The sequence below is a fragment of the Duganella sp. Root1480D1 genome (assembly GCF_001427305.1).
Lineage (GTDB): Bacteria > Pseudomonadota > Gammaproteobacteria > Burkholderiales > Burkholderiaceae_D > Rugamonas.
This window is the reverse complement of sequence record NZ_LMFZ01000012.1, coordinates 172,705-196,004: the sequence shown is the minus strand read 5'-3', so window position 1 is coordinate 196,004 and position 23,300 is coordinate 172,705. Positions and strand designations below refer to the sequence as shown.

General features: G+C 64.1%; 18 protein-coding genes. 7 read left to right on the top strand and 11 right to left on the bottom strand.

Features of this window, described 5'->3' with window-relative positions; all coding sequences use genetic code 11:
• Position 1 precedes the first annotated feature (1 nt).
• The 11 genes from ASD58_RS13360 to ASD58_RS13310 all read right to left on the bottom strand — a co-directional run bounded on the left by ASD58_RS13360 (position 2) and on the right by ASD58_RS13310 (position 14,567).
• Positions 2–949: a LysR substrate-binding domain-containing protein gene (locus ASD58_RS13360; RefSeq protein ID WP_057261654.1), complete on the bottom strand. Its 948-nt coding sequence runs from the start codon at positions 947–949 to the stop codon at positions 2–4.
• Between the two features lie 32 nt (positions 950–981).
• Positions 982–1,851, bottom strand: a complete 870-nt coding sequence (locus ASD58_RS13355) for an SMP-30/gluconolactonase/LRE family protein (protein ID WP_057261653.1) — start codon at positions 1,849–1,851, stop codon at positions 982–984.
• Entirely contained in the window at positions 1,829–2,482 is a 654-nt protein-coding gene (locus ASD58_RS13350; RefSeq protein WP_057261652.1) for a 2-dehydro-3-deoxy-6-phosphogalactonate aldolase, read from the bottom strand. The genes ASD58_RS13355 and ASD58_RS13350 overlap by 23 nt, the downstream gene beginning before the upstream one ends.
• Before the next feature lies 1 nt (position 2,483).
• Positions 2,484–3,434: a 2-dehydro-3-deoxygalactonokinase gene (locus tag ASD58_RS13345; protein ID WP_057261651.1), complete on the bottom strand. Its 951-nt coding sequence runs from the start codon at positions 3,432–3,434 to the stop codon at positions 2,484–2,486.
• Entirely contained in the window at positions 3,428–4,576 is a 1,149-nt protein-coding gene (dgoD, locus tag ASD58_RS13340) for a galactonate dehydratase (RefSeq protein WP_057261650.1), read from the bottom strand. Before dgoD ends, ASD58_RS13345 begins: the two co-directional genes overlap by 7 nt.
• A 102-nt stretch (positions 4,577–4,678) precedes the next feature.
• On the bottom strand, positions 4,679–7,060 hold the full coding sequence (locus tag ASD58_RS13335; protein ID WP_057261649.1) for a beta-galactosidase: 2,382 nt from the start codon (positions 7,058–7,060) through the stop codon (positions 4,679–4,681).
• Positions 7,057–10,236 carry a glycoside hydrolase family 2 TIM barrel-domain containing protein gene (locus ASD58_RS13330; protein ID WP_057261648.1) on the bottom strand — a complete coding sequence of 1,060 codons (3,180 nt, stop codon included), beginning with the start codon at positions 10,234–10,236 and terminating at the stop codon, positions 7,057–7,059. Before ASD58_RS13330 ends, ASD58_RS13335 begins: the two co-directional genes overlap by 4 nt.
• Before the next feature lie 122 nt (positions 10,237–10,358).
• A complete protein-coding gene (locus ASD58_RS13325) occupies positions 10,359–12,452 on the bottom strand; it encodes a TonB-dependent siderophore receptor (protein ID WP_082565395.1) in 2,094 nt (697 codons plus the stop codon).
• 68 nt (positions 12,453–12,520) lie between these two features.
• Complete coding sequence (locus ASD58_RS13320) at positions 12,521–12,856, bottom strand: hypothetical protein (RefSeq protein WP_057261647.1); 336 nt, start codon at positions 12,854–12,856, stop codon at positions 12,521–12,523.
• Positions 12,857–12,914: 58 nt separating this feature from the next.
• Entirely contained in the window at positions 12,915–13,466 is a 552-nt protein-coding gene (locus ASD58_RS13315; protein WP_156401271.1) for a hypothetical protein, read from the bottom strand.
• Between the two features lie 3 nt (positions 13,467–13,469).
• On the bottom strand, positions 13,470–14,567 hold the full coding sequence (locus ASD58_RS13310; protein ID WP_057261645.1) for a sialidase family protein: 1,098 nt from the start codon (positions 14,565–14,567) through the stop codon (positions 13,470–13,472).
• Positions 14,568–14,802: 235 nt separating this feature from the next.
• Here ASD58_RS13310 and ASD58_RS13305 point away from each other — a divergent pair, with 235 nt between their 5' ends.
• The 7 genes from ASD58_RS13305 to ASD58_RS13275 all read left to right on the top strand — a co-directional run bounded on the left by ASD58_RS13305 (position 14,803) and on the right by ASD58_RS13275 (position 23,290).
• A complete protein-coding gene (locus ASD58_RS13305) occupies positions 14,803–16,158 on the top strand; it encodes an MFS transporter (protein WP_229209975.1) in 1,356 nt (451 codons plus the stop codon).
• A 2-nt stretch (positions 16,159–16,160) separates the two neighbouring features.
• Positions 16,161–17,105, top strand: coding sequence for a family 43 glycosylhydrolase (locus ASD58_RS13300; RefSeq protein WP_057261644.1), 945 nt, complete (start codon positions 16,161–16,163; stop codon positions 17,103–17,105).
• A 7-nt stretch (positions 17,106–17,112) separates the two neighbouring features.
• On the top strand, positions 17,113–18,093 hold the full coding sequence (locus ASD58_RS13295; RefSeq protein ID WP_057261643.1) for an aldose epimerase family protein: 981 nt from the start codon (positions 17,113–17,115) through the stop codon (positions 18,091–18,093).
• Positions 18,094–18,179: 86 nt separating this feature from the next.
• Positions 18,180–19,919 (top strand): IlvD/Edd family dehydratase, encoded by a 1,740-nt coding sequence (locus ASD58_RS13290; RefSeq protein WP_057261642.1) that lies wholly within the window; start codon positions 18,180–18,182, stop codon positions 19,917–19,919.
• Between the two features lie 9 nt (positions 19,920–19,928).
• Complete coding sequence (araD1, locus tag ASD58_RS13285) at positions 19,929–20,921, top strand: AraD1 family protein (RefSeq protein WP_057261641.1); 993 nt, start codon at positions 19,929–19,931, stop codon at positions 20,919–20,921.
• Positions 20,918–22,489 carry an aldehyde dehydrogenase (NADP(+)) gene (locus ASD58_RS13280; protein WP_057261640.1) on the top strand — a complete coding sequence of 524 codons (1,572 nt, stop codon included), beginning with the start codon at positions 20,918–20,920 and terminating at the stop codon, positions 22,487–22,489. The genes araD1 and ASD58_RS13280 overlap by 4 nt, the downstream gene beginning before the upstream one ends.
• Before the next feature lie 33 nt (positions 22,490–22,522).
• Positions 22,523–23,290 carry an SDR family NAD(P)-dependent oxidoreductase gene (locus tag ASD58_RS13275; RefSeq protein WP_057261639.1) on the top strand — a complete coding sequence of 256 codons (768 nt, stop codon included), beginning with the start codon at positions 22,523–22,525 and terminating at the stop codon, positions 23,288–23,290.
• Positions 23,291–23,300: the final 10 nt, after the last annotated feature.

Sequence of the window (23,300 nt, the reverse complement as noted above, 5' to 3'; positions counted from 1 at the left end):
GCTAGCGCCGGTAGCGCGCCTGCGCCGCGTCGCGCAGTGCCGCCAGCATGGCCTCCGCGCCCGGCGACAGGCGGTGGCGCTTGCGCGTGACAATGCCGTACATGTCCATGCGCAGGCCCAGGTCCCAGGGCAGCACGGCCAAGAGGCCCGCGTCCAGGTAGGGGCGCACGGTTTCTTCCGGCATGGCCGCAACCATGCGGCTGCCAGGCAGCAGGTTGACCACCACCGGCATGGCCAGCGTCTCCACGACTTCGGTCGGCGGCTCCAGGCCTTGCGACAGGAACATCGATGTCAGGCGGTCGCGCAGGATACTGCCGGCCGGCGGCAGCACCCAGGGCTCGCGCGCCAGGTCTGCCAATTGCAGGTCCTTGCGTCCCACGAAAGGATGGTCGGCGGCAGCGATCAGGCTATGCGGTTCGTCGGTGAGCGGCTCGAAATTAAATTCGGAGGCGACGTTGGAATCGAGCAGGCGCCCGATCACCAGGTCGAATTCGCCTGCGCGCATGCGATCGACCAGGATTTTCGAGGTGTCGACCGTGATCGACACCTGTACCTTGGCAGTCCGGTTCTTCAGTAGCTTGACGGCGTCAGTGACCAGGCCGGCGGAAGGCGTCAGCACGGTGCCGATGGAGACGCGGCCGGAAAGGCCGGAGACCAGCTCCATCACTTCCTGGTGCGCCGCATCCATTTCCGCCAAGGCAGTGCCGGCACGCCGTATCATCACTTCGCCGTACCACGTCGGCACCACGCCGCGCGGCAAGCGCTCGAACAACTGCACATTCAGCGCGTGTTCAATCTCGCCCAGAAGCTTCGATGCCGCGGGCTGGGTGAGGTTTGCCGCCTGTGCTGCATGCAGGATCGAGCGGTGCCGGCCCAATTCGACCAATAGCACCAGGTGGCGCGTTTTCAGGTGGGACCTTACGAATCGGTCCGAGCGTGGATCTGACATGCGGACAATAATAGGGCCGCTCCCCCGCAGCGTCAATCAGCGGCGTCGTCAAACAGGGACGGGGCCAATCCCTGCACGCCGGTTATCTCCATGGTGTGCAAGCCGCCATCGAGGGCGCCTGCAGCCAATTGTTCCATATGCATCCCGCCGAAGGCAGGCCGCGATGGTTGCGTCGCCGACAACGGCAGCTCGCGCAGCAGTGCGCCGCCAGACGTGAATTGCGCCAGGCGGCCGCGCCGTCCCTCTTCGCGCACGGCGATCCAGACATTGCCAGCGGCATCGAGCGTGAGGCCGCCAATGCGGGCATCGCCCAGGCTGGCGAACCGTCTGATTCTACCCACTTCGGCGCGAACCGGGTCGTAAGTAGTTTCCAGTATTTCGTATCCGTCGCTGCTGGCGAAATACAGGGTGCCGCCATTGGGGCTGAAGCCTATGCCGTGCGCGGCAGTGACGGTGGGTAGCGCCAGGCGGCGCAAGCCGGAATGCTGCGAATACTGGTAGAAGCTGCCGATCGGCGGCGAGTCGGGATTCAGGTTGGCAGTGCCGAGGACGAAATTGCCGTGGCGGTCGGCGCAGCCGTCGCTGATGCGGGTGCGCGCTTCCGCCGGGTCGACGGCGGCAACCGCCAGGGGCAGGCGGCGCGCCAATTTCAGGGCGCCGGGCGGGGTGCGCTCGGCCAGGTATAGCCATTTGTCGAGGCCAAGCAGCAGCTTGCCGCTGCGGCAGAAGGCGAATGCCGCAAGGTGTTCGGGCAGGCGGCTGTTCTCCGGCTGCCCCTTGCCGCGCCAGGCCTTCAGGGCCGGGGTGGCGGCGTCGCTCCACCACCAGCAGCCGTCATGCCAGAGCACGGAGCCTATGAGGGCGGAGGGGAGCAGGGTTTCAGGCTGGACGCGCGGTTCCATCCTGCCTCCAGGCGGTGACGAAGGCGCGTGCGCGTTCGGCTACCGCGGCAGCATCCAGGCCCGGCTGGTACAACGCGGAACCAAGACCGAAGCCGGTGGCGCCGGCGGCGCGCCAGGTGGCCATGCTGCCAGGCGTGACGCCGCCGACCGGCAGCAACGGCAAGGCAGGCGGCAGCACGGCGCGCATGGCGCGCATGACGGTTGGCGTTACCAGTTCGGCCGGGAACAGCTTGAGCGCATCGGCGCCGGCATGGGCTGCGGCAAAGGCTTCGGTCGGCGTGGCGGCACCGGGCACGCAGTACATGCCGGCGGCCTTGGCGGCGCGGATCACGGCGGTGTCGGAATGCGGCATCACGATCAGTGCGCCGCCGGCATTGCGCACGTCCTGCACCGCGCTGGTAGTGAGGACTGTGCCGGCGCCCAGCACGGCATCGGCCGAAAGGCTGCGCGCCAGGCGTGCAATGGAATCCAGCGGCTGGGGTGAATTGAGCGGCACTTCGATCAGGCGGAAGCCGGCTTCGTACAGGGCGGCGCCAATGTCTTCCACCTCGTGCGGCTGGACGCCGCGCAGGATAGCCACCAGTGGCAGCGCCTTGAAGGCGGATTCGAATGGGGAGGGGGTAGCGTTCATTTCAATCCTTGAGCATGCCGGCGGCGCGTGCCAGGTGGTACAGGCCGGCGGGCGCGGTGTTATCGAGCAGCAGCGGCGGCGCTGCCTGGAAGCGTTGCAGGGCGAGCGAATAGCGCTGGCACAGCACAGCGCTGCCGACCAAAGCCAGCGGCGCCTTGGCCAGGCCGGCGGCGTCGCGCCAGGCCAGGCCTGCGCGCAGTTCGTGGCCGACCAGCAGGCCGGAAAGGTAATCGGCCAGGTCGCTGGCAGGCGCGCGGCCGGTGACGCCGAGGGTGCGTGCTGCGAATACCTGGTGGCTCATGCCGAGGTGGCCGTAGTCGCGTGCAGCATCGACGCCGGCGGCGAAGGCATGTTCGGCGAAGGCTCCGCTATCGCCCATCAGGCGGCCCAGCACCGAATGGGTGCGCAGCACAGCAAACAGTTCGCCGGTCATATGGGTCGCGAAGCGCATCAGGCGCCCATCATTCACCTGCGCCCATTTGGAATGGGTGCCGGGCAGGACGATGCAGGAGGCTTCGCGCAGCGCAGGCTGCATTTGCAGGGCGCCAACCACCTGGGTTTCTTCGCCGCGCATCAAGTCGGGCGGCAGGGCGCCGTCGTCATACAGCATGCCCGGCACGATGGCGATTTCGGCGCCCGGGCTGGGCAGCATGCCGGTGGCCAGGGCGGAAGCGTTGGCGGGGCAGGCGGCGTAAGGCACGTCGCGCCAGCCGTGCTGGCTGCCCACCATGCCGCAGGCCAGTACCGGCAAGCGTGGATGCGCGGCCAGCCAGTCGCCTGCTATGCCGTCCAGCGCTGCTGCGAAAGCCGGGACGCCGGACAGGGTGGAGGCGCCGTTGGCGTTGCTGCGTTCCGCCAGCACTTTGCCGCCAGGGCCGAGCAGGAAGGCGCGCAGGCTGGTGCTGCCCCAGTCAAGACCGAGCAGGCTGGTGGTGGCGGCGTCGCTTACCATTCCGCTACGCTGCCATCAGGGTGGCGCCACAGCGGATTGCTCCAGTCGGGGGCATTGCGGCTGGCTTCAATCACGCGCTGCTCATCGATCACCACGCCCAGGCCAGGCTTCGGCAGCGGCTTGATGTAGCCGTTTTCGATCTTGAAGTCTTCCTTGTTCACCACGTAGTCGAGCAGTTCGCCGCCCTTGTTGTAGTGGATGCCCATGCTTTGTTCCTGCAGCACGGCGTTGTACGAAACGAAGTCGACATGCAGGCAGGCTGCCAGTGCCACCGGGCCGAGCGGGCAATGCGGGGCCAGGGCGATGTCGTAGGCTTCGGCCATGCCGGCAATCTTCAGGCATTCGGAAATGCCGCCGGCATGCGACAGGTCGGGCTGCACGATCGAGATGCCGCCGGCCTGGAACACGTTCTTGAATTCGAAGCGCGAAAACATGCGTTCGCCGGCTGCCAGCGGGATCGAGGTGGCTTCAGCCAGGCGCGGATAGTACTCGGCCTGCTCTGCCAGTACCGGTTCTTCCACGAACAGGGGGCGGTAAGGTTCCAGCTCGCGCAGCAGCACCTTGGCCATCGGCGCAGCGACGCGGCCGTGGAAGTCGATGCCGAATTCGATCTGGCTGCCGAAGGCTTCGCGGATTTCCGCGATACGGGCCACGGCGGCGTCCACCGCAGCGGAGCTTTCGATGATGCCGAATTCCTCGGTGCCGTTCATCTTGAAGGTATCGAAGCCTGCTTCGCGCAGGGTCTTGATGCCGGCGATGACGTCGGCCGGGCGGTCGCCGCCTACCCAGCTATAGGTTTTCATGCGGTCGCGTACCAGGCCTCCCAGCAGTTGGTACACCGGAACGCCGAGCGCCTTGCCCTTGATGTCCCACAGGGCCTGGTCGATGCCGGCGATCGCGCTCATCAGGATGGCACCGCCGCGGTAAAAGCCGCCGCGGTACATGACTTGCCACAGGTCGTTGATGCGGCGCGGATCCTGGCCAACCAGGTATTGCGAGAACTCGTGGACAGCGGTTTCCACCGTGCGCGCCTTGCCTTCGATGACCGGTTCGCCCCAACCGACTACTCCTTCGTCGGTTTCGATCTTGAGCAGCATCCAGCGCGGTGGAATGCGGTAGGTGGTCAGTTTTGTGATCTTCATTTTTGTTCGTTAGTGAAGTGGTAAGGCAAGTCTATCTTGGCGAGCTAGTTCAGAAATATGAGAAATTTATCGCCATGTATATCGATTGGGCATAACGCTGTTTTACTCGCCTGCATCCACCAGTTGCGCGCCGACGTAGGCGTTGAAACGGCGGATGCGGCCCGTCACCTTGTCGTCTCCCTGGCGCGGCGTATAGCGGATGCCGGCCACTTCGACGCTCTTTTCCAGGTCGATCACCAGCCGGTGAGGGTGGCTCGGGGCTGCTGTCTTGCCTCCAAGGGCCGTGTGCCAGAAATCGCTGGCCTGGCCGTTGATGGCGTTCAGGGCCTGGCCGTCTTCGCGCCGGCCCTCTTCGCTGCTCACGTAGGCGATGGTCCAGGAGGATTGGTTGATTGGCTGGCCTTTGGGGTCCAGCAGCGAGATTTCAGCGACGGCTGCATATTGCTTGCCGTCGAAGGCGTCCAGCGATTCAAGGCAGAACTGGCGTCCGCTGACCGGGGCTGCGAAGCGCACGTCCTGGGTGGCGCTGCCAGGCTGGAACTGGCCGCTGTATGCTGGGGCGACGCCTTCCAACTTGGGCCTGGCCTTGCTCGGCGGGCGGGGCAGGTCGCGTTCCGGTTGCAGACGGTCGAGGATCGGGGTTTCAAGGCCGCGCAGCTCGGCGCGCTGCGGGCCGGTCAGGTCCAGCACCACCACCTCGTTGCGGCCGCGTTTCAGCCACGGGCCGGGCAGGTACATGGTCTGGGTCGGGCCGATGCTCCAGTAGCGGCCCAGGCATCGGCCGTTGATCCAGACTACGCCCTGGCCCCAGGCCGACATGTCGAGGAAGGTGTCGGCAGTTTGTCTGGCGTCGAAGCTGCCGCGCCAGAAGGCTGGGCCGCGTGCGCGCTGCTGTTTCCATTGCAATGGCGGCAATACGCCATCGGCGTCGAAATCGATGGCGCGGATTTCCCAGTTTTCCAGCGCGCGTGGCGTGCCGCCTTGCGGCTGGAATTGCACGGGGCCGTGCAGGCCTTTGCGGTCGTGCACCTCGGGGCCGAAATTGACGCGGGCTATGGTGTACAGCAGGATTTCCAGCGTGGCCGGCTTGTCGCGTGCCGGCAGGTCGATGCTGAAGCGGCGGTGGCGGGTGTCGAAAGTGCCAAGCAGCTTGCCGTCCATGTGCACCCATGCCAGGTCGCGCACCTTGGCGGCGGACAGCTTGCCGGCAGGGCCGGCGGGCAGGGTAACGCGGTAGCAGACCAGGCCGCGGCTGATGTCGTAGTGTTCGATCGGTTGCGGCGCCACGTCGCGTATCGCTTCCAGCGGCAGGCTGGCGAAAACTGAAGCGGACTCCTTCAGCGTGAAGGCGGGAAGCGCCATCACCGGTTGGCGCGGCGGTGGCGGCGGCAGGATTTCGCCGGGCGGCAGGAAGGGTTCCATGCCTTTGCGGTAGGCCTGGAATTTCTCGCCTGTCCAACCGGTTTCGCCGATCGGGGCGTCATAATCGTAGCTGCTGGTATCGGGCCGGAACGGCCGGTCGCAGCCACCCCACAGCCCGAAAGTAGTGCCGCCGTGCGCCATGTACAGGCTGAAGGAGCCGCCCACTTTCAGCATCTGCTGGATATCGGCCACGGCCTTGGTGGCGGCGCCGCGGCGGTGAGGGTTGCCCCAGGTGTCGAACCAGCCGGAATAATATTCGCCGCACATCAGCGGTCCTTGCTGCACGGCTTTCAGTGCCTTGAAGCCGGCGTCGGGATCGCTGCCGAAATTCGCTACCGAGAACAGCTCGGGGATATGGGTGCGTGAAACAGCGTTGGTCGGGTTGCACTGGAACAGCGGCACGTCGAACTGCGCATCGAGCAGCGCCTGGCGCATGGTGCGCATGTATTCCAGGTCGTCGCTGAAGAAGCCGTATTCGTTTTCGACCTGTACCATCAGGATCGGGCCGCCGTGCGTGACCTGCTGCGAAGCGAGTACCCGGCCGACTTCCGCCAGCCAGCGGCGGGCAGGTTTCATGAAGGCGTCGTCGCGGGTGCGCAGGAAAGTGTCGCTGCTGCTTTTCTTCAGCAGCCACCAGGGCAGGCCGCCCATTTCCCATTCGGCGCAGGCGTAAGGGCCGGGACGCAGGATGACCCACAGGCCTTCCTGCTGCGCGAGGCGGCAGAATTCGGCGGCGTCGCGCTGGCCGTCCCAGTCGTAGCGGCCTTCTCGCCATTCGTGGTAGTTCCAGAACAGGTAGGCGCAGACGGTGTTCAGGCCCATCGCCTTGATGGCTTTCAGGCGGTGCTGCCAGTATTCGCGCGGCACCCGGGCGAAATGCATTTCGCCGCAGCGGATCTGCAGCGGTTTTCCGTCGAGAAGGAAGTCGTCCTTGCCAATGCTGAAGCGTGCGCTGGCGGCGGCGTGCACGGTGGCGGAGATCGGCAGCAGGGCTGCGCCAGCCGTGGCAGCGGTAGCCGCAGCGGCACCTGCGAGTACGCGGCGGCGGGATTGGTTGGTCATTGCGCGGCTCCTTGCGGTGCGATGGTGAACTGGTAGGTGGTGGGCTCCAGCTTGATGCGGTATTGCGCATGCGGGCGGCCGACCTGGCTCCAGCCGGTGTCGCCGCCTACGCCGGTCTGCACGGCGTCGACCATCAGCGAACCGTCGCCATGGGGCCGGATGTCGGAGCTGTGCCAGGTGCCGCGTGGGCGTGGATACAGGTCTTCGTAGGGGAAGGCCAGGGCGTTGACCGACAGCGGCTGCGTGCCGCGCAGTTGCAGGCCGGTGCCGGCGCCTTTCAGCGCCAGCCAGCGCACGCCGGTCTTGTTGCCGCTTTCCTGAGGACGGATGTAGTTGTGGTACTGGTCGGCCAGTTTGCCGCTGTAGCGGCCAAGCGGCGCGCCGGTGATGCGGTCGCTGTAGGACTCCTGCGGACCGCGGCCGTACCATTCGATGGTGTCGAGCGACGGGTTGCTGTTGAAGCGCATGCCGATGCGGAGCGGGTCCGGCAGGTCGCTGCGCAGCGGGGCGAAGGTGGCCGTGACCTGCACGGCCCCTTTGGCATCCATGCGGTAGGTGGCATCCCAGCGCGCGGAGCCGGCGCCGAAGATGTATTGCACGTGCACCCCGTCTTGCAGGGTGTCGAAGGCGCGGACATTGCGTTCTTCGCTGAATTGCTTCCAGATGGCGTGGGTTTTGTTCAGGCCTGTGCCGAGGTCGTTTTCGGTCAGCGCGCGCCAGAAGTTCGGCATGCCGCCCGTCAGCAGGCTCTTGCCGCCAATCGAGTAGGCCAGCTTGCCATCGGCTGTGTCGACCGACAGCACAGCACTGCCCGCGCGCAGCTCAACGGCGCCTGCGGCACGCACCGGCGCAATCCAGCCGCCGGAGTTCGACGCGCCCTGCGCGGAAGTGCCGCGGTCCGCCGAGCCGGCGGCGAATGGCGACTGGAGAACGAACTGGCTGAAGCCAAGCACCATGCCCGCCGGGACGCCGCGGATGGCGCCGTCGCGCGCTTTGGCGCGCACAGTCAGCACATATTCATAACGTGGATCGCGTTCCAGCTTCGGCAGGACCAGCGCCACATCTGCCGATGATTGGGCGGCCGCGTTGATGCCAGCCAGCGAGCCGCTTGCAACCTCTGTGCCGTCGCGCGCAATCGACCAGTCAAAGTTAAATCCGGACAGGTCAGCGAAGTCATAGCGATTGACCACCCGCAGCCGTCCCGCTGCCGGATCGCCCTCGAACACCACCGGTGAATAGACCTTCTGCACCTCGTAGTACTCGGGATCCGGCGTGCGATCGGCCTGGATCAGGCCATCGCCTACCTCCGACATGTCCTTGCGCGGATTCGGGCCGTAATCCTCGCCCTGCGCCCAATAGTCGCGCCCCTGCTTATCCTTCAGCAGCATGGCCTGGTCGACCCAGTCCCAGATAAAACCGCCCTGCAGCTTGCGATGCGAGCGGATCGCCTGCCAGTAATCCTCCAGGTTGCCGACGCTATTGCCCATCGCATGCGCATATTCGCACTGGATCATTGGCTGCTTGTAGCGCGGATCCTGCGCGTAATCGATCATCTTTTCGATCGGGTCGTACATCGGCGCATAGATGTCGACATAATCGTTCGGCAAATGTTCTTCGCCGATGGTGCCATGGCCAAGGTAGCTGAGCAGCCGGTCAGGGTCCTGTTCGCGCACCCATTTGGCCGCACGTTCGAAATTCGGGCCGGTGCCGGCCTCGTTTCCCAGTGACCACAGGATCACGCTCGGGTGATTGCGGTCGCGCTGCACCATGCGGCTGACGCGGTCCAGGTGGGCGACAGCCCAATGCGGCTGGTAGCCAAGCTGGATCTTCTCGCGCTCGCCCGGGATGTTGCGCACGCGATCACCCATGCCCATGTATTCGTGCGACTCGATATTCGCTTCGTCCATCACATACAGCCCGTATTCGTCCGCCAGCTCATACCAGCGCGGATCGTTCGGATAGTGCGAAGTGCGAACGGCATTGATATTGGCCTGCTTCATCAGCTCCATATCCTTGCGCATCGATTCCTCCGACATCACGTGGAAGGTGTGCGGATCGTGCTCATGGCGGTTGACGCCCTTGATCATTATGCGCCTGCCGTTGACGCGCACTTCACCGTCTTTCACCTCCACGGTGCGGAAACCGATCTTGCGCGAGGTGGAGGAAACCAGGGCGCCCTTCGCGTCGTGGAATTCGAGCAGCAGGCGATACAGGTTCGGCGCCTCCGCCGACCACTGCCGCACGCCTGGCACGGTGCCGCGCAGGGGCGTCGCAGCTTTGCCGCCGTTGACGGCACTTTCCAGGGAAAGCACGGTCTTGTCGCCATCCAGCAGGGTGGCCGTCACCTTGCCTTGTGCGGCACCTGCAAATTCGGGCTGCAGCGTGAATTCGCCGTTGCGGTAAGTGGACTTGTCCAGCGTGGCGCGCACGACGTAGTCGCGCAGGTGGGCTTTTTGCTCGGCATACAGGTAGACGCTGCGTTCAATGCCGGAGACGCGCCAGAAGTCCTGGTCTTCGAGGTAGGAACCATCGGCGAAGCGGTACAGTTCAATGGCGATGACATTGCTGCCCGGGCGCAGGAAGCGCGTCAGCTTGAATTCGGACGGCAGCTTGGAGTCTTCCGAGTAGCCGACCCGTTGCCCATTGACCCAGATGTAGTAAGCCGCGCCAGCCGCGCCGATATGCAGGAAGACATCGCGCCCATCCCAGTTGGCCGGCAGGTCGAAGTTGCGGCGATACGATCCCACCTCGTTCATGCTGTGCAGGATGTAAGGCTGGTTGGGCGGGAACGGGTAGTCGCTGTTGTTGAACAGGGGCTGGCCGTAGCCCTGCGCCTGCATCATGCCCGGCACCTGGATGGTTTTCCAGCGGCTGACGTCAAAGCCCGGCTTGTAGAAATCGACCGGCCGCGACTCCGGATTGCGGGAGTAGGCGAAGGCCCAGGTGCCGTCCAGCGAGAGGAAATACTGCGAAGCCGCCTTGTCGCCCTTCAGCGCCAGGTCGCGCCGCTCGAAGTTGAAGAAGGTGGTCTTCATCGGCTCGCGGTTCACTTGAACCACTTCCGGTTGCTCCCATTCGGCATATTTGCTTGCGGGAGTTGCGCTGGCGGCCAGGGGGAAGGCTGCCGCCAGCGCGCCGGCCAGGGCCAGCAGGGCGGGGAATCGCGGTGTCGTCATCGGTGCTTGTCTCGTAGTTTTGTGTGTTGGACGGTATCCGGCAGCACAATCCTACGGTCGACAGCAATAGCTTACCAATGGCTTATTTCGCGGCTCCTATATCGGTTTGATATACCGTTTTTTCACAGCCTGAAGGTCAGGCCGGCATACACCGAACGCCCCGTGCCGCGCACCCCGATCCCATAGGGAACGCCGTTCAGCGCCATGGTCATGCCCTGGCCGACGTAGGCCCCGCCCAAAGGCAGGTCATAGCGGCGGTCGAACAGGTTTGCCACGCCGAAGTCGAGCTGTACCTTGTTCCAGGCGTAGCTGGTACGCAGGGTGGCAAGCGCATAGCCGGCGGTGCGCAGTTCGTTGTGCAGCGTCGAGACGCGATCCTTCGAGGTGACAGCCTGCAGTTCGAGCACATTGCTCCACGCGCCGCGGCGGTGGTTCAGTGCCAGGCGGGTGTTCAGCGGCATCATGTTGTACAGCTTGTCGCCAGTGCTGCGGTTTTCCCCGCGCACGTAGTTGACCAGCATATCGCCCGACAGCGTGCCGTAGCTGCCCGAGGCCAGGGCCGCATGCGCCGACACTTCAGTGCCATACAGGCGGGCGTCGACGTTGGCGAAGCGCAGGTTGACGAAGGCGCCCGCTTTGCAGGTAGTGAGGCAGCGTGCGTCGATGTAGTCGCTGACCCTGGTGTAGTAAGGCGAAATGGCGAGCGACCATTTTTCCTGCGCCGGATCGTGCCATTCGATGCTGCCGGTGGCCATGTGCGCCACTTCCGGCCGCAGCGACGGATCGCCGACATAGCCGTTGCCGTCGCCGGCGATGTTCACCATGGCCATCGCCATCCCGCCGGTGGACCAGGTGTAGCGTTCATACAGGTTCGGCGAGCGGGTTTTGCGGGCATAGCCGAACTTGACGGTCATGTCCTGCGACGGCACGTAGCGTGCCTGGGCCGTTAGGTCCAGGTTATGGTCGTTGCGCTTGCGGTCAAGGGCGTTGAAGGCGGATGCATCCTTGTTGTAGCCGGCGTTATAGCCTTGTACGGTGCCGGTATCGCTGGTAAGCACTTCACCGCGCACGCCGAACTGGGTGAACCAGGCCGGATTCCAGCGGCGGTCCCATTCCGCAAAGGCGCCGAGGCGATCGCGCTGGCCGTCGCGGATATTCCAGAAGGTGTCCGGCGCCATGCCGCCGCCGGAAGGATCCCACCAGTCGTCCAGCCGATAGCGGCGGTAGTCGGCGCCGACGCGCAGCGTGTCGGGCTGCGACAGCGCGATGGTGGCCTTGAGCGAAACGCCGGTGTTCTTGCCTTCGGTATCCATCGGCATGCCGGGGATGTTCTTCTTTGCGCCATACCAGAATTGCTTGTCCGGTCCGAAGTTCATCGCATGGCGGGTGTGCTCGTGGTAGGCGCGGCCTTCCAGCGTGCCCCAGCCGAAGCGTTCGAGGTAGCGCAGGTTAATTTGCTCGCTGTCGTTGCGGGTCAGGTCCATGCGCTGGTTGGGGAAGCCCTGGTAGGGCATGCGCTGCAGGCCGAGCTTGAGTTGCAGCAGGCGCGCTTCCGAGCGCATGGCCAGCGTCAGCGAATGGTTGCGGGATTCATAGGCGGAGGAGCCGATTTCCTGGCCGCCGCCTTCTTCGTAATTTTGCGCCTTGATCGCGGCGCCGCGATAGCTGGCGGAGAAAGTTTCGCTGGCCGCGGTCGCGGCCAGGCTGGCGTCGCGCACGTTGCCGTTGCTGCGGTAGACGAAGGTGGCTTGTCCTTCACGCAGTAGCGCGCCGGCCTCCGCGAATTTCGGGTCGGCCGAGCGCACGCGGATGGTGCCGCCAATGCTGTCGCCGCCAACGCTGACGGGCGTAATGCCGGGCAGGACCTGGATCGATTCAACTTGCGATGGTGCGATGTACGACAGCGCGGGATTCATATGGTTGGCGCAGGCCGAGACCAGGTCCATGCCGTCTACCTGGATGCGCAGGCGGTCGTCCGCCAGGCCTCGGATCGATGGCAGGCCGGACACGCCGCCGCCGCTGACCATGCTGACGCCGGCCACGGATTGCAGCAGGTTTGCGGTATCGCTGGGGAAGCCTTTCTTGCTGACGTCTACTTGCATGACGTCGGGATTGGTGCCGGTGATGATGACGCTGGGGAGGGAGGTTTGCGCGTAGCAGGGAAGGGCGGCGGCAACAGACATTGCAAGCAGGTGCTTGCGTAGCTGCGGTTTCATTTTTATTCTCCGGTGTGACGATTCGTGCGCCGCCGGGGGCGGCGGCGCATTTGGAATAAGAGCAGGTGTCACACTGCGGACGGCGGTCCCCGCGCCTGGTGCGGCAGATGGGATTCGCCATCGTACTGCGCCGCGATGATGGCGATCCGAGGACCTGTGAGGTCATGCGGTGCGGGAGCGGAGGGCTTGCTGTAGCCGGGCGCCATTACCAGGGCGCCGCACAGCGTGCACTGGGTGAAGCAGTCCGCCATCCCATGTTGTTTGTGGCCTTCGTGATGATCGGCGCATGCTGCGTGATCCATCTTCGGCATCGCCACCTGCGCTGCGGCTGCGTAGCTTTGCAGTGCTACATACAGCAGCAACAGCAGTGTTACGAAGCGGCGAGTGGTGCGGTGCGAGAACATGTGCCCATCGTAGCGACTGGGCAGTTGTCAAACCATGAACTCGATCAAGTTTTCGCGATCAGCGCATCTTCTCGATCAGGCTTGGCGTGATGACGCCGGAGTAGGCGATGCGCTGGCCCTGGGCGTCGTACCAATAGCTGCGCGGTTTTTCGCCGCGCCAGCGTGGATCGATGGCGTAACGCAGGCGTTCCGGTGCCAGCTCGCCGAAGCTCCAGGCGTCGGCCAGCAGGTCGATCCCGGACAGGCGCTTCTTGACCATTTGCGACAGGGCGGCATCGGACAGCGGGTCGGTGGTGATGGTGACGATGTCGAAGCCGGGATTGGCGGAACGGGCTTTCGACAGCACGTCCAGGCTGTGCTGGCAGAATTCGCAATCCATGGACCAGACCAGGACGACGAACGGTTTGCCTTTGTGGCTGGCGGCGATCTGTTCGACGCTTTGCGGCTCGAAAGCCTTCAGGACATTGCCGGCCGCGATGGCCATGGGTGAGGCGGCAAGTGAGGCGGCGACTATGGCTACTGCGAGGGTTGCTGCAGCCAGGGCGGGACGGGCAAACCGGGCTGGCCAGTTGCTGGCGCCGGTGGGCGCGGTGGTGTGGGTCGTATTCATGTTTCAGTCCTCGAGTTTGCGTACAACGATGCCTTCATCTGCGGTGCGCCACAGCAGCCACAGTTCGGTGTTGCGCCGCACGATGTGCGGATGGTCGGAGCTGCCCTGCGTGGTTGCGACGGTGTGCTTGCTCCAGCTTGCGCCGCCATCGGGCGATACCTGGGCGTGGATGGCGGTGGCCTTGCCATCGAATTCCTTCCAGGCGACAGCGACCCGCTGGCCAGCGGCGGCCACTTCCGCGTGCTCCGCCTGGGGGCCGCCCAGCCGCATCAACTGGCCATTGCCGGAATAGAAGACGCCGCCTTCCTCGCCGGCGGCGCTGAACCAGGCCTGGTGGCGTTGGCCCTTGCCGTCAAACGCCAGCGACGGGCCGTGGTGCGGACAGGCGTCGATCTTCCAGCCGTCTTCCGTGGCTTGCACCGGTGCGGCGGGGCGGCCGTTGGCGGGCAGCCAGGCCACGGCATGGTCGCGGATGTTCGGTTCGAAAATGTGGCGCCACATGGCGGCGACGCGTCCATCCGGCGCCAGCGCAGTGGCGATGCGGCAGCATTCGCAGGTGTGGTCGGCCAGCTTGGCGTCTGCGCCGAAACTGGCCCCGCCGTCGGTGGAAACGGCGTAATAAATGGCGATGCCGCGATAGGGACGCTGGGCTGCCTGGGCGGTGTCCTTGTCGCGCTGGTCCAGCCAGGTGAGGAAAATACGCCCCTGCGGGTCAACCTGGATGTCGTCGAAGCGGTGGCCGATCGGCGCGCGGTCGCTTTGCACGGTGTAAGGGGACGAAAAAGTCTGCCCACCGTCCAGCGAGCGGATGAAGCGGATATTGCCAGTGTGGTGTTTGCCCAACGCTTGGGTGTAGCTCAGATAGAGCTGGCCTTGCGGGCCGAAGGCGATTTTCGGGCGCGCTTCGCCGTTCGCTTCCACTGTTTCCGGCTTCGGCAGGACCTGGCGCCACGGTGTCCAGCTGCGCCCTTCGTCGGCACTCGATTGCAGCACGATGCCATTGTCGCCGGACTGGGCCACCCACAAGCGGCCCTGCTGGTCAAAGGCCCCCGAGGTACCGAGGGTGGAAGCGGCAAGGGCCGCCAGGAGTGTCAGGTTCATGTCGGACGTGGCAGGATGGATAACTGCCAGCCATCATCCCGCATCTGCGGCACCTCTTTCCATGACCCAGATCAACCGAGTGCGATACCATTTTCGATATCGAATTATTGAAAAAAATGATTAGTTTGTTCTCGGTGATTTACCTAAGATAATTTCAGGACTCGTAACTTATAAAAACTATAGTTGGAGCCATCGCCCCCGTTGGCCTGATGCAGGACTGGAAGAGACTAATTTTATGATGCAAACGCAAAAGATGTCGGTGCTCGAAAAAGCGGGCTTCGGGGCGGGTGATGCTGCACTCAATGTCGTGATTTCCTCCATGATGTTGATCATTACGTTCTTCTACACCGATATCTATGGCTTGCGCACGCAAGACCTGGCTCTGTTGTTCGTGCTGGTCAAGGTGGTTGGCGCAGTGGCTGACCTGACCATGGGCCAGATCACCGACCGCTTCACCAGCCGCTTCGGCCGCTATCGTCCCTACCTGCTTTGGCTCGCGGTCCCGTATGGCGTGAGCATCCTTTTCGTGTTCTCCACGCCGGACTGGGGCTATGACGCCAAGCTGGTATGGGCCTATTCCACCTACATCATCATGACTGTGATGACGGCGGGTGTCGGCATTCCTTATATCTCCCTGCCAAGCGCGCTGACCAGCGACCCGAAGGAAAGCCTGTCGGCCAATGGCTACCGCCTGTTCTTCGCCAAGATCGGCGCCTTCCTGGTGACCATCGTGGTGCCGCTGCTGTCGGAGCGCTGGGGCGAGGGCAATGCCGCCCACGGCTACCAGATGGCGATGGCGGTGATGGCGGTACTGGGCGTGGTGCTGTTCCTGTTCTGTTTCTTCACCACCACCGAGCGCGTGCACCATGTGGTGCTGCGCCAGTCGCTGGCCGAGCAGTTGCGCGTGCTGATGAAGAATGACCAGTGGCTGATACTGTGCGGCGTTTGCGTGACCGGCACCATCGGCTATGTGGTGCGCGGTTCGGTGGCGATCTACTACGCAAAATATTACCTGGGCCTTAACACGGCGCAGGTGTCGGCTTTCCTGTCCACCGGCGTGGTGGCGGCCATCCTGTCGATGGTCGCTTCGACCTGGATCACCAAGGTCTATTGCAAGGTCAAGCTGTTCCGCTGGACGCAGTTGATCGTGGCCGGCATCAGCCTGGCGATCTACCTGTGCGTCAGGCCGGGCGACGTGATGCTGGCCTTCGTGCTGTTCTTCGCGCTCTCGTTCATCGTTGACCTGCATGCCCCGGTTTTCTGGTCCGCCATCGGCGAGACGATCGACTACGGCCAGGTCAAGACCGGCAAGCGCGTGTCAGGCTTTGCTTTCGGCGGTATCTCGGTGTGCCAGAAGGCGGGCATGGCGATCGCCGGCGGCCTGGTGGGCATCCTGCTGACCTATTTCAATTATGTGCCCAACCAGGCGCAAACCGAATTCGCACTGAATGGCATCGCCCTGATGCTGTCGGTGATTCCGGGCTTCTTCCACCTGCTTATGGGGCTGTTGATGTTCGCCTATCGCATCAGCGACGAATACTACGGCACCGTGAAAGAGCGCATGAAGTCCCATGGCTATGTAAGCGCTTGAATATGCAAAAATTGTCTCCCCTGATCGAGCAGCGCGCCGATCCCTATATCGTTCGCCACAGCGACGGCTATTACTATTTCACCGCCTCGGTGCCGCAATACGACCGCATCGAGCTGCGCCGCGCCGCCACCATCGAAGGGCTGCGCGATGCGCAGACGGTGGACGTGTGGCATAAGCCGGACACCGGTGCCTGCAGTGAGTTGATCTGGGCGCCGGAGTTGCATTACAACCAGGGTGCCTGGTACGTCTACTTCGCTGCTGCACCCAGCCGCGAAATCAAATACAAGCTGTTCCAGCACCGCATGTACGCCATCCGCAACAAGAACGCCAATCCGCTGGAAGGCGAGTGGGAGTTCATGGGCCAGGTCGATTCCGGCATCGATACCTTTTGCCTGGACGCGACCACCTTCACCCACAAGGGCAAGCTGTATTACCTGTGGGCGCAGAAGGATAATGAGATCGAGGGCAATTCCAACCTGTACATCGCAGAGATGGAAACCCCATGGCAGCTCAAGGGCAAGCCTGTGATGCTGACCAAGCCGGAATTCGACTGGGAGATCCGTGGTTTCTGGGTCAACGAAGGCCCGTCAGTCCTGCAGCGCAACGGCAAGGTGTTCATCAGCTATTCCGCCAGCGCCACCGACGAAAATTACGCCATGGGCCTGCTGTGGGCGGACGCCGATGCCGACCTGCTGGATCCGGCCGCGTGGACCAAATCGAAGGAGCCGGTGCTGCAAACCTGCTTTGAACACGGCATCTACGGCCCGGGACATAACAGCTTCACCGTGGACGCGGACGGAAACGTGCTGCTGGTGTACCATGCCCGCACGTACACCGAAATCGTCGGCGACCCGCTGTGGAATCCGGACCGCCATACTTTCGTCAAGCCGCTGCGCTGGGATGCGCAGGGCATGCCCGTCTTCGGACGACCATCTGTTATCGAGTAAGCACACCATGATCCAGAGCGCGCCATTCGGCCACGCACCGGACGGCTCGCCGCTGTCCTTGTACACCCTGACCAATGTCCAAGGCATGGAGGTCAGGATCACCAATTACGGCGGGATTGTCACCCACATCCTGGCACCGGACCGCGACGGCCGGTTGGGCAATGTCACGCTGGGCTTCGATACGGCGGCCGAGTATTTCGGCCGCTCGCCCTATTTCGGCGCCTTGATCGGGCGCTGCGGCAACCGCATCGCGCGGGGCCGCTTCACGCTGGACGGCGTCGAGCACCAACTGTCCGTCAACGATGGCGCCAACCACTTGCACGGCGGCGAACAAGGCTTCGACAAGGTCGTTTGGGAAGCAACCGTGGAAGGCGAGGCGCTGGTACTGCGCTACCGCAGCCCGGACGGGGAGCAGGGCTACCCGGGCAACCTGGACGTGCAGGCGACCTACACGCTGGGCGACGACGGTGCGCTGACCGTGGACTTGCGCGCCACCACCGATCGCGCCACACCCGTCAACCTGACCCACCACGCCTATTTCAACCTGGCCGGCGGCGGCACTGTCAACGATCACGAAATGTGGATCGATGCGCCGCATTACACGCCGGTCGACGAGGGTCTGATACCAACCGGCGAACTGGCTCCGGTGGCGGGAACCGCGTTCGATTTCCGTGAGCCGCGCGCCATCGGCGAAGCGGTCTACGACCATAATTTTGCCCTCACGCCGGGCGTCGGCATGCGACGCGCCGTGCGGGTGCGCGAAGCGCGCTCCGGGCGCCAGTTGGAAGTGCTCACTCACCAGCCGGGCATCCAGTTCTATAGCGGGAATTTCCTCGATGGTTCACTGGGCTTTCCACACCGTAGCGGCTTTTGCCTGGAGCCGCAGCACTTCCCCGACGCGCCGAATAAACCGCATTTTCCCAGCGTGATCCTGCGCCCTGGAGAGGTGTACCGGAACACGCTGGCCTTCCGTTTTTCTCGATACTGATTTCGATATTGGTATCGACAAATAAGTCATTAGAAATATATTGCTCCCAGCCGTAACATTTCCTCCATCGATAAGCGGAGGAATCCATGTCAGAGACAAAGAAAACGATAAAACTGCGCTCGGCCGAATGGTTCGGGACGCAGGACAAAAACGGCTTCATGTACCGAAGCTGGATGAAGAACCAGGGCATCCCTGACCACGAATTCCGCGGCAAGCCAATCATCGGCATCTGCAATACCTGGTCCGAGCTGACCCCGTGCAACGCCCACTTCCGCCAGCTCGCGGAGCACGTCAAGAAGGGCATCCTGGAAGCGGGCGGTTACCCGGTTGAATTCCCGGTGTTCTCCAACGGCGAATCCAACCTGCGCCCAACCGCCATGCTGACCCGTAACCTGGCCAGCATGGACGTGGAAGAATCGATTCGCGGCAATCCGATGGACGCCGTGGTCCTGCTGGTTGGCTGCGACAAGACCACCCCGGCGCTGCTGATGGGCGCTGCATCGGTCGATTTGCCGACCATCGTCGTTACCGGCGGCCCGATGTTGAACGGTAAGCTGAACGGCAAGGATATCGGCTCCGGCACCGCCGTGTGGCAGCTGCACGAACAGGTCAAGGCCGGCGAGATCACCATGCACCAGTTCATGTCGGCCGAAGCGGGCATGTCCCGTTCCGCAGGCACCTGCAACACCATGGGCACCGCTTCCACCATGGCCTGCATGGCCGAATCCCTGGGTACCTCGCTGCCACACAACGCAGCGATCCCTGCGGTCGACGCGCGCCGCTATGTGCTGGCGCATATGTCGGGCATCCGCATCGTGGAAATGGTGTGGGAAGACCTGCGCCTGTCCAAGATCCTCAAGCGCGAAAACTTCGAGAACGCGATCCGCGTCAACGCCGCTATCGGCGGTTCGACCAACGCCGTGATCCACCTGAAAGCCATCGCGGGCCGTATCGGCGTGCCGCTGGAGCTGGAAGACTGGACCAAGGTCGGCAAAGGCATGCCGACCATCGTCGACCTGCTGCCTTCCGGCCGCTACCTGATGGAAGAGTTCTACTACGCCGGCGGCCTGCCGGGCGTGATCCGCCGCATGGGCGAAGCGAACCTGCTGCCGCATCCACAAGCGCTGACCGTCAACGGCAAGACCATCGGCGAGAACTGCTCCGAAGCGCCGATTTACAACGATGAAGTGATCCGCCAGATCGACAACCCGTTGATCGCCGATGGCGGCATCTGCATCCTGCGCGGCAACCTGGCACCGCGCGGCGCGGTGCTGAAACCTTCCGCCGCATCGTCGCACCTGATGCAGCACCGCGGCAAGGCCGTGGTGTTCGAGAACTTCGACCACTACAAGGAACGCATCATCGATCCGGACCTGGACGTCGACGAGAACTCGATCCTGGTGATGAAGAACTGCGGCCCGAAAGGTTATCCGGGCATGGCGGAGGTGGGCAATATGGGGCTGCCGCCAAAACTGCTGGCCAAGGGCATCAAGGACATGGTGCGCATTTCCGACGCGCGCATGAGCGGCACCGCTTACGGCACCGTGGTGCTGCACGTGGCGCCGGAAGCGATGGCTGGCGGCCCGCTGGGCGCCGTGAAAGATGGCGACTGGATCGAACTCGATTGCGCCAACAACAAGCTGCAACTCGAAATCAGCGACGAGGAAATGAAGGCACGCCTCGCCGAGCGCGCTGCGCAGCAGGAGCCGCCGAAGTCCGGCTACCAGCAACTGTACATCGACCACGTGTTGCAGGCCGACGAAGGCTGCGACTTCGACTTCCTCGTCGGCTGCCGCGGCTCCGCCGTGCCGCGCCACTCGCACTAAGGAGAACTCATGCTGCTCGTACAATTCACTACAGAGACCGGTTCACGCCGCGTGGCTTCGCTCGATGGCGATACGCTGCGCGTGCTGGACGGGGTCTACACCACCTACGAACTGGCGCAGCGTGCCATCAGCCGCGGCAAGGGCCTGGCTGAAACGGCGCAAGCTGCCATCGGCACCACCACCGCCAGCTACGAGGCCGTTGCGACAGCCGGCCGCATCCTGCCGCCGCTGGACCACGCCGACCCGGCGCACTGCTATGTAACCGGCACCGGCCTGACCCACCTGGGCAGCGCCGATGCGCGCGACGCCATGCACCGCAAGATTGGCGGCGACATGGAAACCCTGAGCGATTCCATGAAGATGTTCCGCCTTGGCGTTGAAGGCGGCAAGCCGGCTGAAGGCCAGCGCGGCGTACAGCCTGAATGGTTCTACAAGGGCGACGGTTCCATCGTCGCTGCCAGCGGCCAGGCGCTGACCATGCCGGAATTCTCGCTCGATGGCGGCGAGGAACCGGAGATCGCCGGCCTGTACGTGATCGGCGAAGATGGCCAGCCCTACCGCCTGGGCTTCGCGATCGGCAATGAGTTTTCCGACCACGTCACCGAGCGCCAGAACTACCTCTACCTGGCTCACTCCAAGCTGCGCAACTGCGGCCTGGGTCCGGCGCTGCGCGTGGGCCAACTGCCGCAACATATCGACGGTGCTTCGCGCATCATCGGCAAGGATGGCGCGGTGCGCTGGCAGAAGGCCTTCGTCAGCGGCGAGCAGAATATGTCGCACACCATCGCCAACCTGGAATACCACCACTTCAAGTACGGACTGTTCTGCCGTCCGGGCGATGTGCACATCCATTTCTTCGGCACGGCGACGCTGAGCTTTGCTGACGGCATCTCGGTGCAGCCAGGCGAAACCTTTGAAGTCGAGGCGCCCGCCTTCGGCCCGGCGCTGCGCAACCCCCTGCGTGTGCAGGAATCCCGCTACAAGAAAGTGAACCAACTATGACGATTACCGGTGAAGCCCTGATTGGCGGCGTTTCAGTGCGAGGGGAGGGCGGATCGCAGCGCGCCTTCAATCCCGGCACCGAACAGCAGTTTGGCGAAGAATTCAACGCAGTCAGCGTCGAGCAGGTGAACGACGCCTGCCGCCTGGCCGGCGCTGCCTTCGATACTTTCCGTGCCACCAGTGATGCCGCACGTGCAGAACTGCTCGATGCTATCGCCCGCAACATACTCGACCTCGGTGCGGAACTGATCGAACGCGCCATGGCGGAAACCGGCCTGCCGCAAGCCCGGCTGGAAGGCGAGCGCGCCCGCACCTGCAACCAGCTGAAGATGTTTGCAACCCTGCTGCGCGACGGTTCGTGGTGCGATCCGCGCATCGACGTGGCCCTGCCGACCCGCACTCCGCCGCGTGCCGACCTGCGTTACCGTTTGATCGGCGTTGGCCCGGTTGCCGTGTTCGGGGCCTCCAACTTCCCGCTGGCGTTCTCGGTTGCTGGCGGCGATACCGCCTCCGCGCTGGCGGCCGGTTGCCCGGTCGTGGTCAAGGCGCACTCCGCCCACCCGGGCACCTCCGAACTGGTGGCCCGTGCCGTGGTTGCGGCAGTTGCGCAGTGCGGCTTGCCGGCAGGCGTGTTCGCGCTGCTGACCGGCAGCGGCAGCCATATCGGCCAGACGCTGGTGGCGCATCCTGCCATCCAGGCGGTTGGCTTTACCGGCTCGCGCAGCGGCGGCACAGCGCTGATGGCTACCGCAGCGGCGCGCAAGCAGCCAATTCCCGTGTATGCGGAAATGAGCAGCATCAATCCCGTATTCCTGTTGCCTGAAGCGCTGGCCGGCCGTCCCGACAGCATCGCCGCCGGTTTTGCGGCCTCGCTGACGCTGGGCGTCGGCCAGTTCTGCACCAATCCCGGCCTGGTGCTGGGCATTGAAGGCCCTGGCCTGGAGCGCTTCTGCGCCAGCGCAGCGCAAGCGCTGGCAGGTGTGTCGCCGGGCACCATGCTGAGCGCGGGCATTGCCGGCGCCTACCAGCGCGGCGTACAGGCGCTGGCCTCGCACGGCGACGTGAAAACCGTCACCGCTACCCCGCATTCCGGCTGCAAGGGCGGTGCTGCGCTGTTCCGCACCAACGCACAAGCATTCCTTTCCCAGCACGCGCTGTCGGACGAAGTATTTGGCCCGGCCTCGCTGGTGATCGCCTGCCGCGATGTCGACGAGATGATCGCCGTGGCGGAGCACCTGGAAGGGCAACTGACAGCGACCCTGCAGATGGCGGACGGCGACGCCGCTGCGGCACGCAAGCTGCTGCCTGTGCTGGAGCGCAAGGCCGGCCGCATCCTGGCCAACGGCTACCCGACCGGCGTGGAAGTGACCAGCGCCATGGTGCACGGCGGCCCGTTCCCATCCACGTCGGACGGCCGCAGCACCTCGGTCGGCACGGCAGCGATCTACCGTTTCCTGCGGGCGGTGTGCTACCAGGACTTGCCGGACGCACTGCTGCCAACGGTGCTGCAGGATGCGAATCCTGGCAACACCTGGCGACGCCGCGACGGGGTTCTTGGCCAGCACTAAAACAGCAAAAGTCAAAAAAAACACGGAGACAGAATGACACCAACAGCCAATTACCCCAGCCTAAAGGGAAAACGGGTATTCATCACCGGTGGCGGTACCGGCATCGGCGCCAGCATCGTTGCTGCCTTTGCGCAGCAGGGCGCCGTGGTGGCGTTTGTCGATATCGCGGCCGAGGCCAGTGCCGTCCTGTGCGAATCGGTCGCGGCGGGCGGTGCGCCGCGCCCGCAGTTCCGTGCCTGCGACATTACCGACATTCCTGCGCTGCAGCGCACGATGAAGGAGTTGGCTGCGGAACTGGGCGACTTCGACGTCCTGGTCAACAACGCCGCCAATGACCAGCGCCATAGTGTCGAAGACGTGACTCCGGAATACTGGGACATGCGCATCGCCATCAACCAGCGCCCGCTGTTCTTCACCTGCCAGGCGGTCCTGCCGGGCATGAAGAAAAAAGGCGGCGGCTCCATCATCAATATCAGCTCGATCTCCTGGCATGCCAAGGGCGGCGGCTATCCCGTCTACGCCACTGCCAAAGCCGCCTCGCATGGCCTGACGCGCGGCATGGCGCGCGACCTGGGCAAGCACAATGTGCGCGTCAACACCGTTACGCCAGGCTGGGTCATGACCCAGCGCCAGGTGGACCTGTGGGTCGACCAGGCTGCGGAAGAGGAAATCGCCCGCAACCAGTGCCTGCCGGGCAAGCTGCTGCCTGAGCATATCGCTGCCATGTGCCTGTTCCTGGGCGCGGACGACAGCGCCATGTGCACCGCGCAGGATTTCATCGTCGACGCAGGCTGGGTTTAAGAGGGGCGCC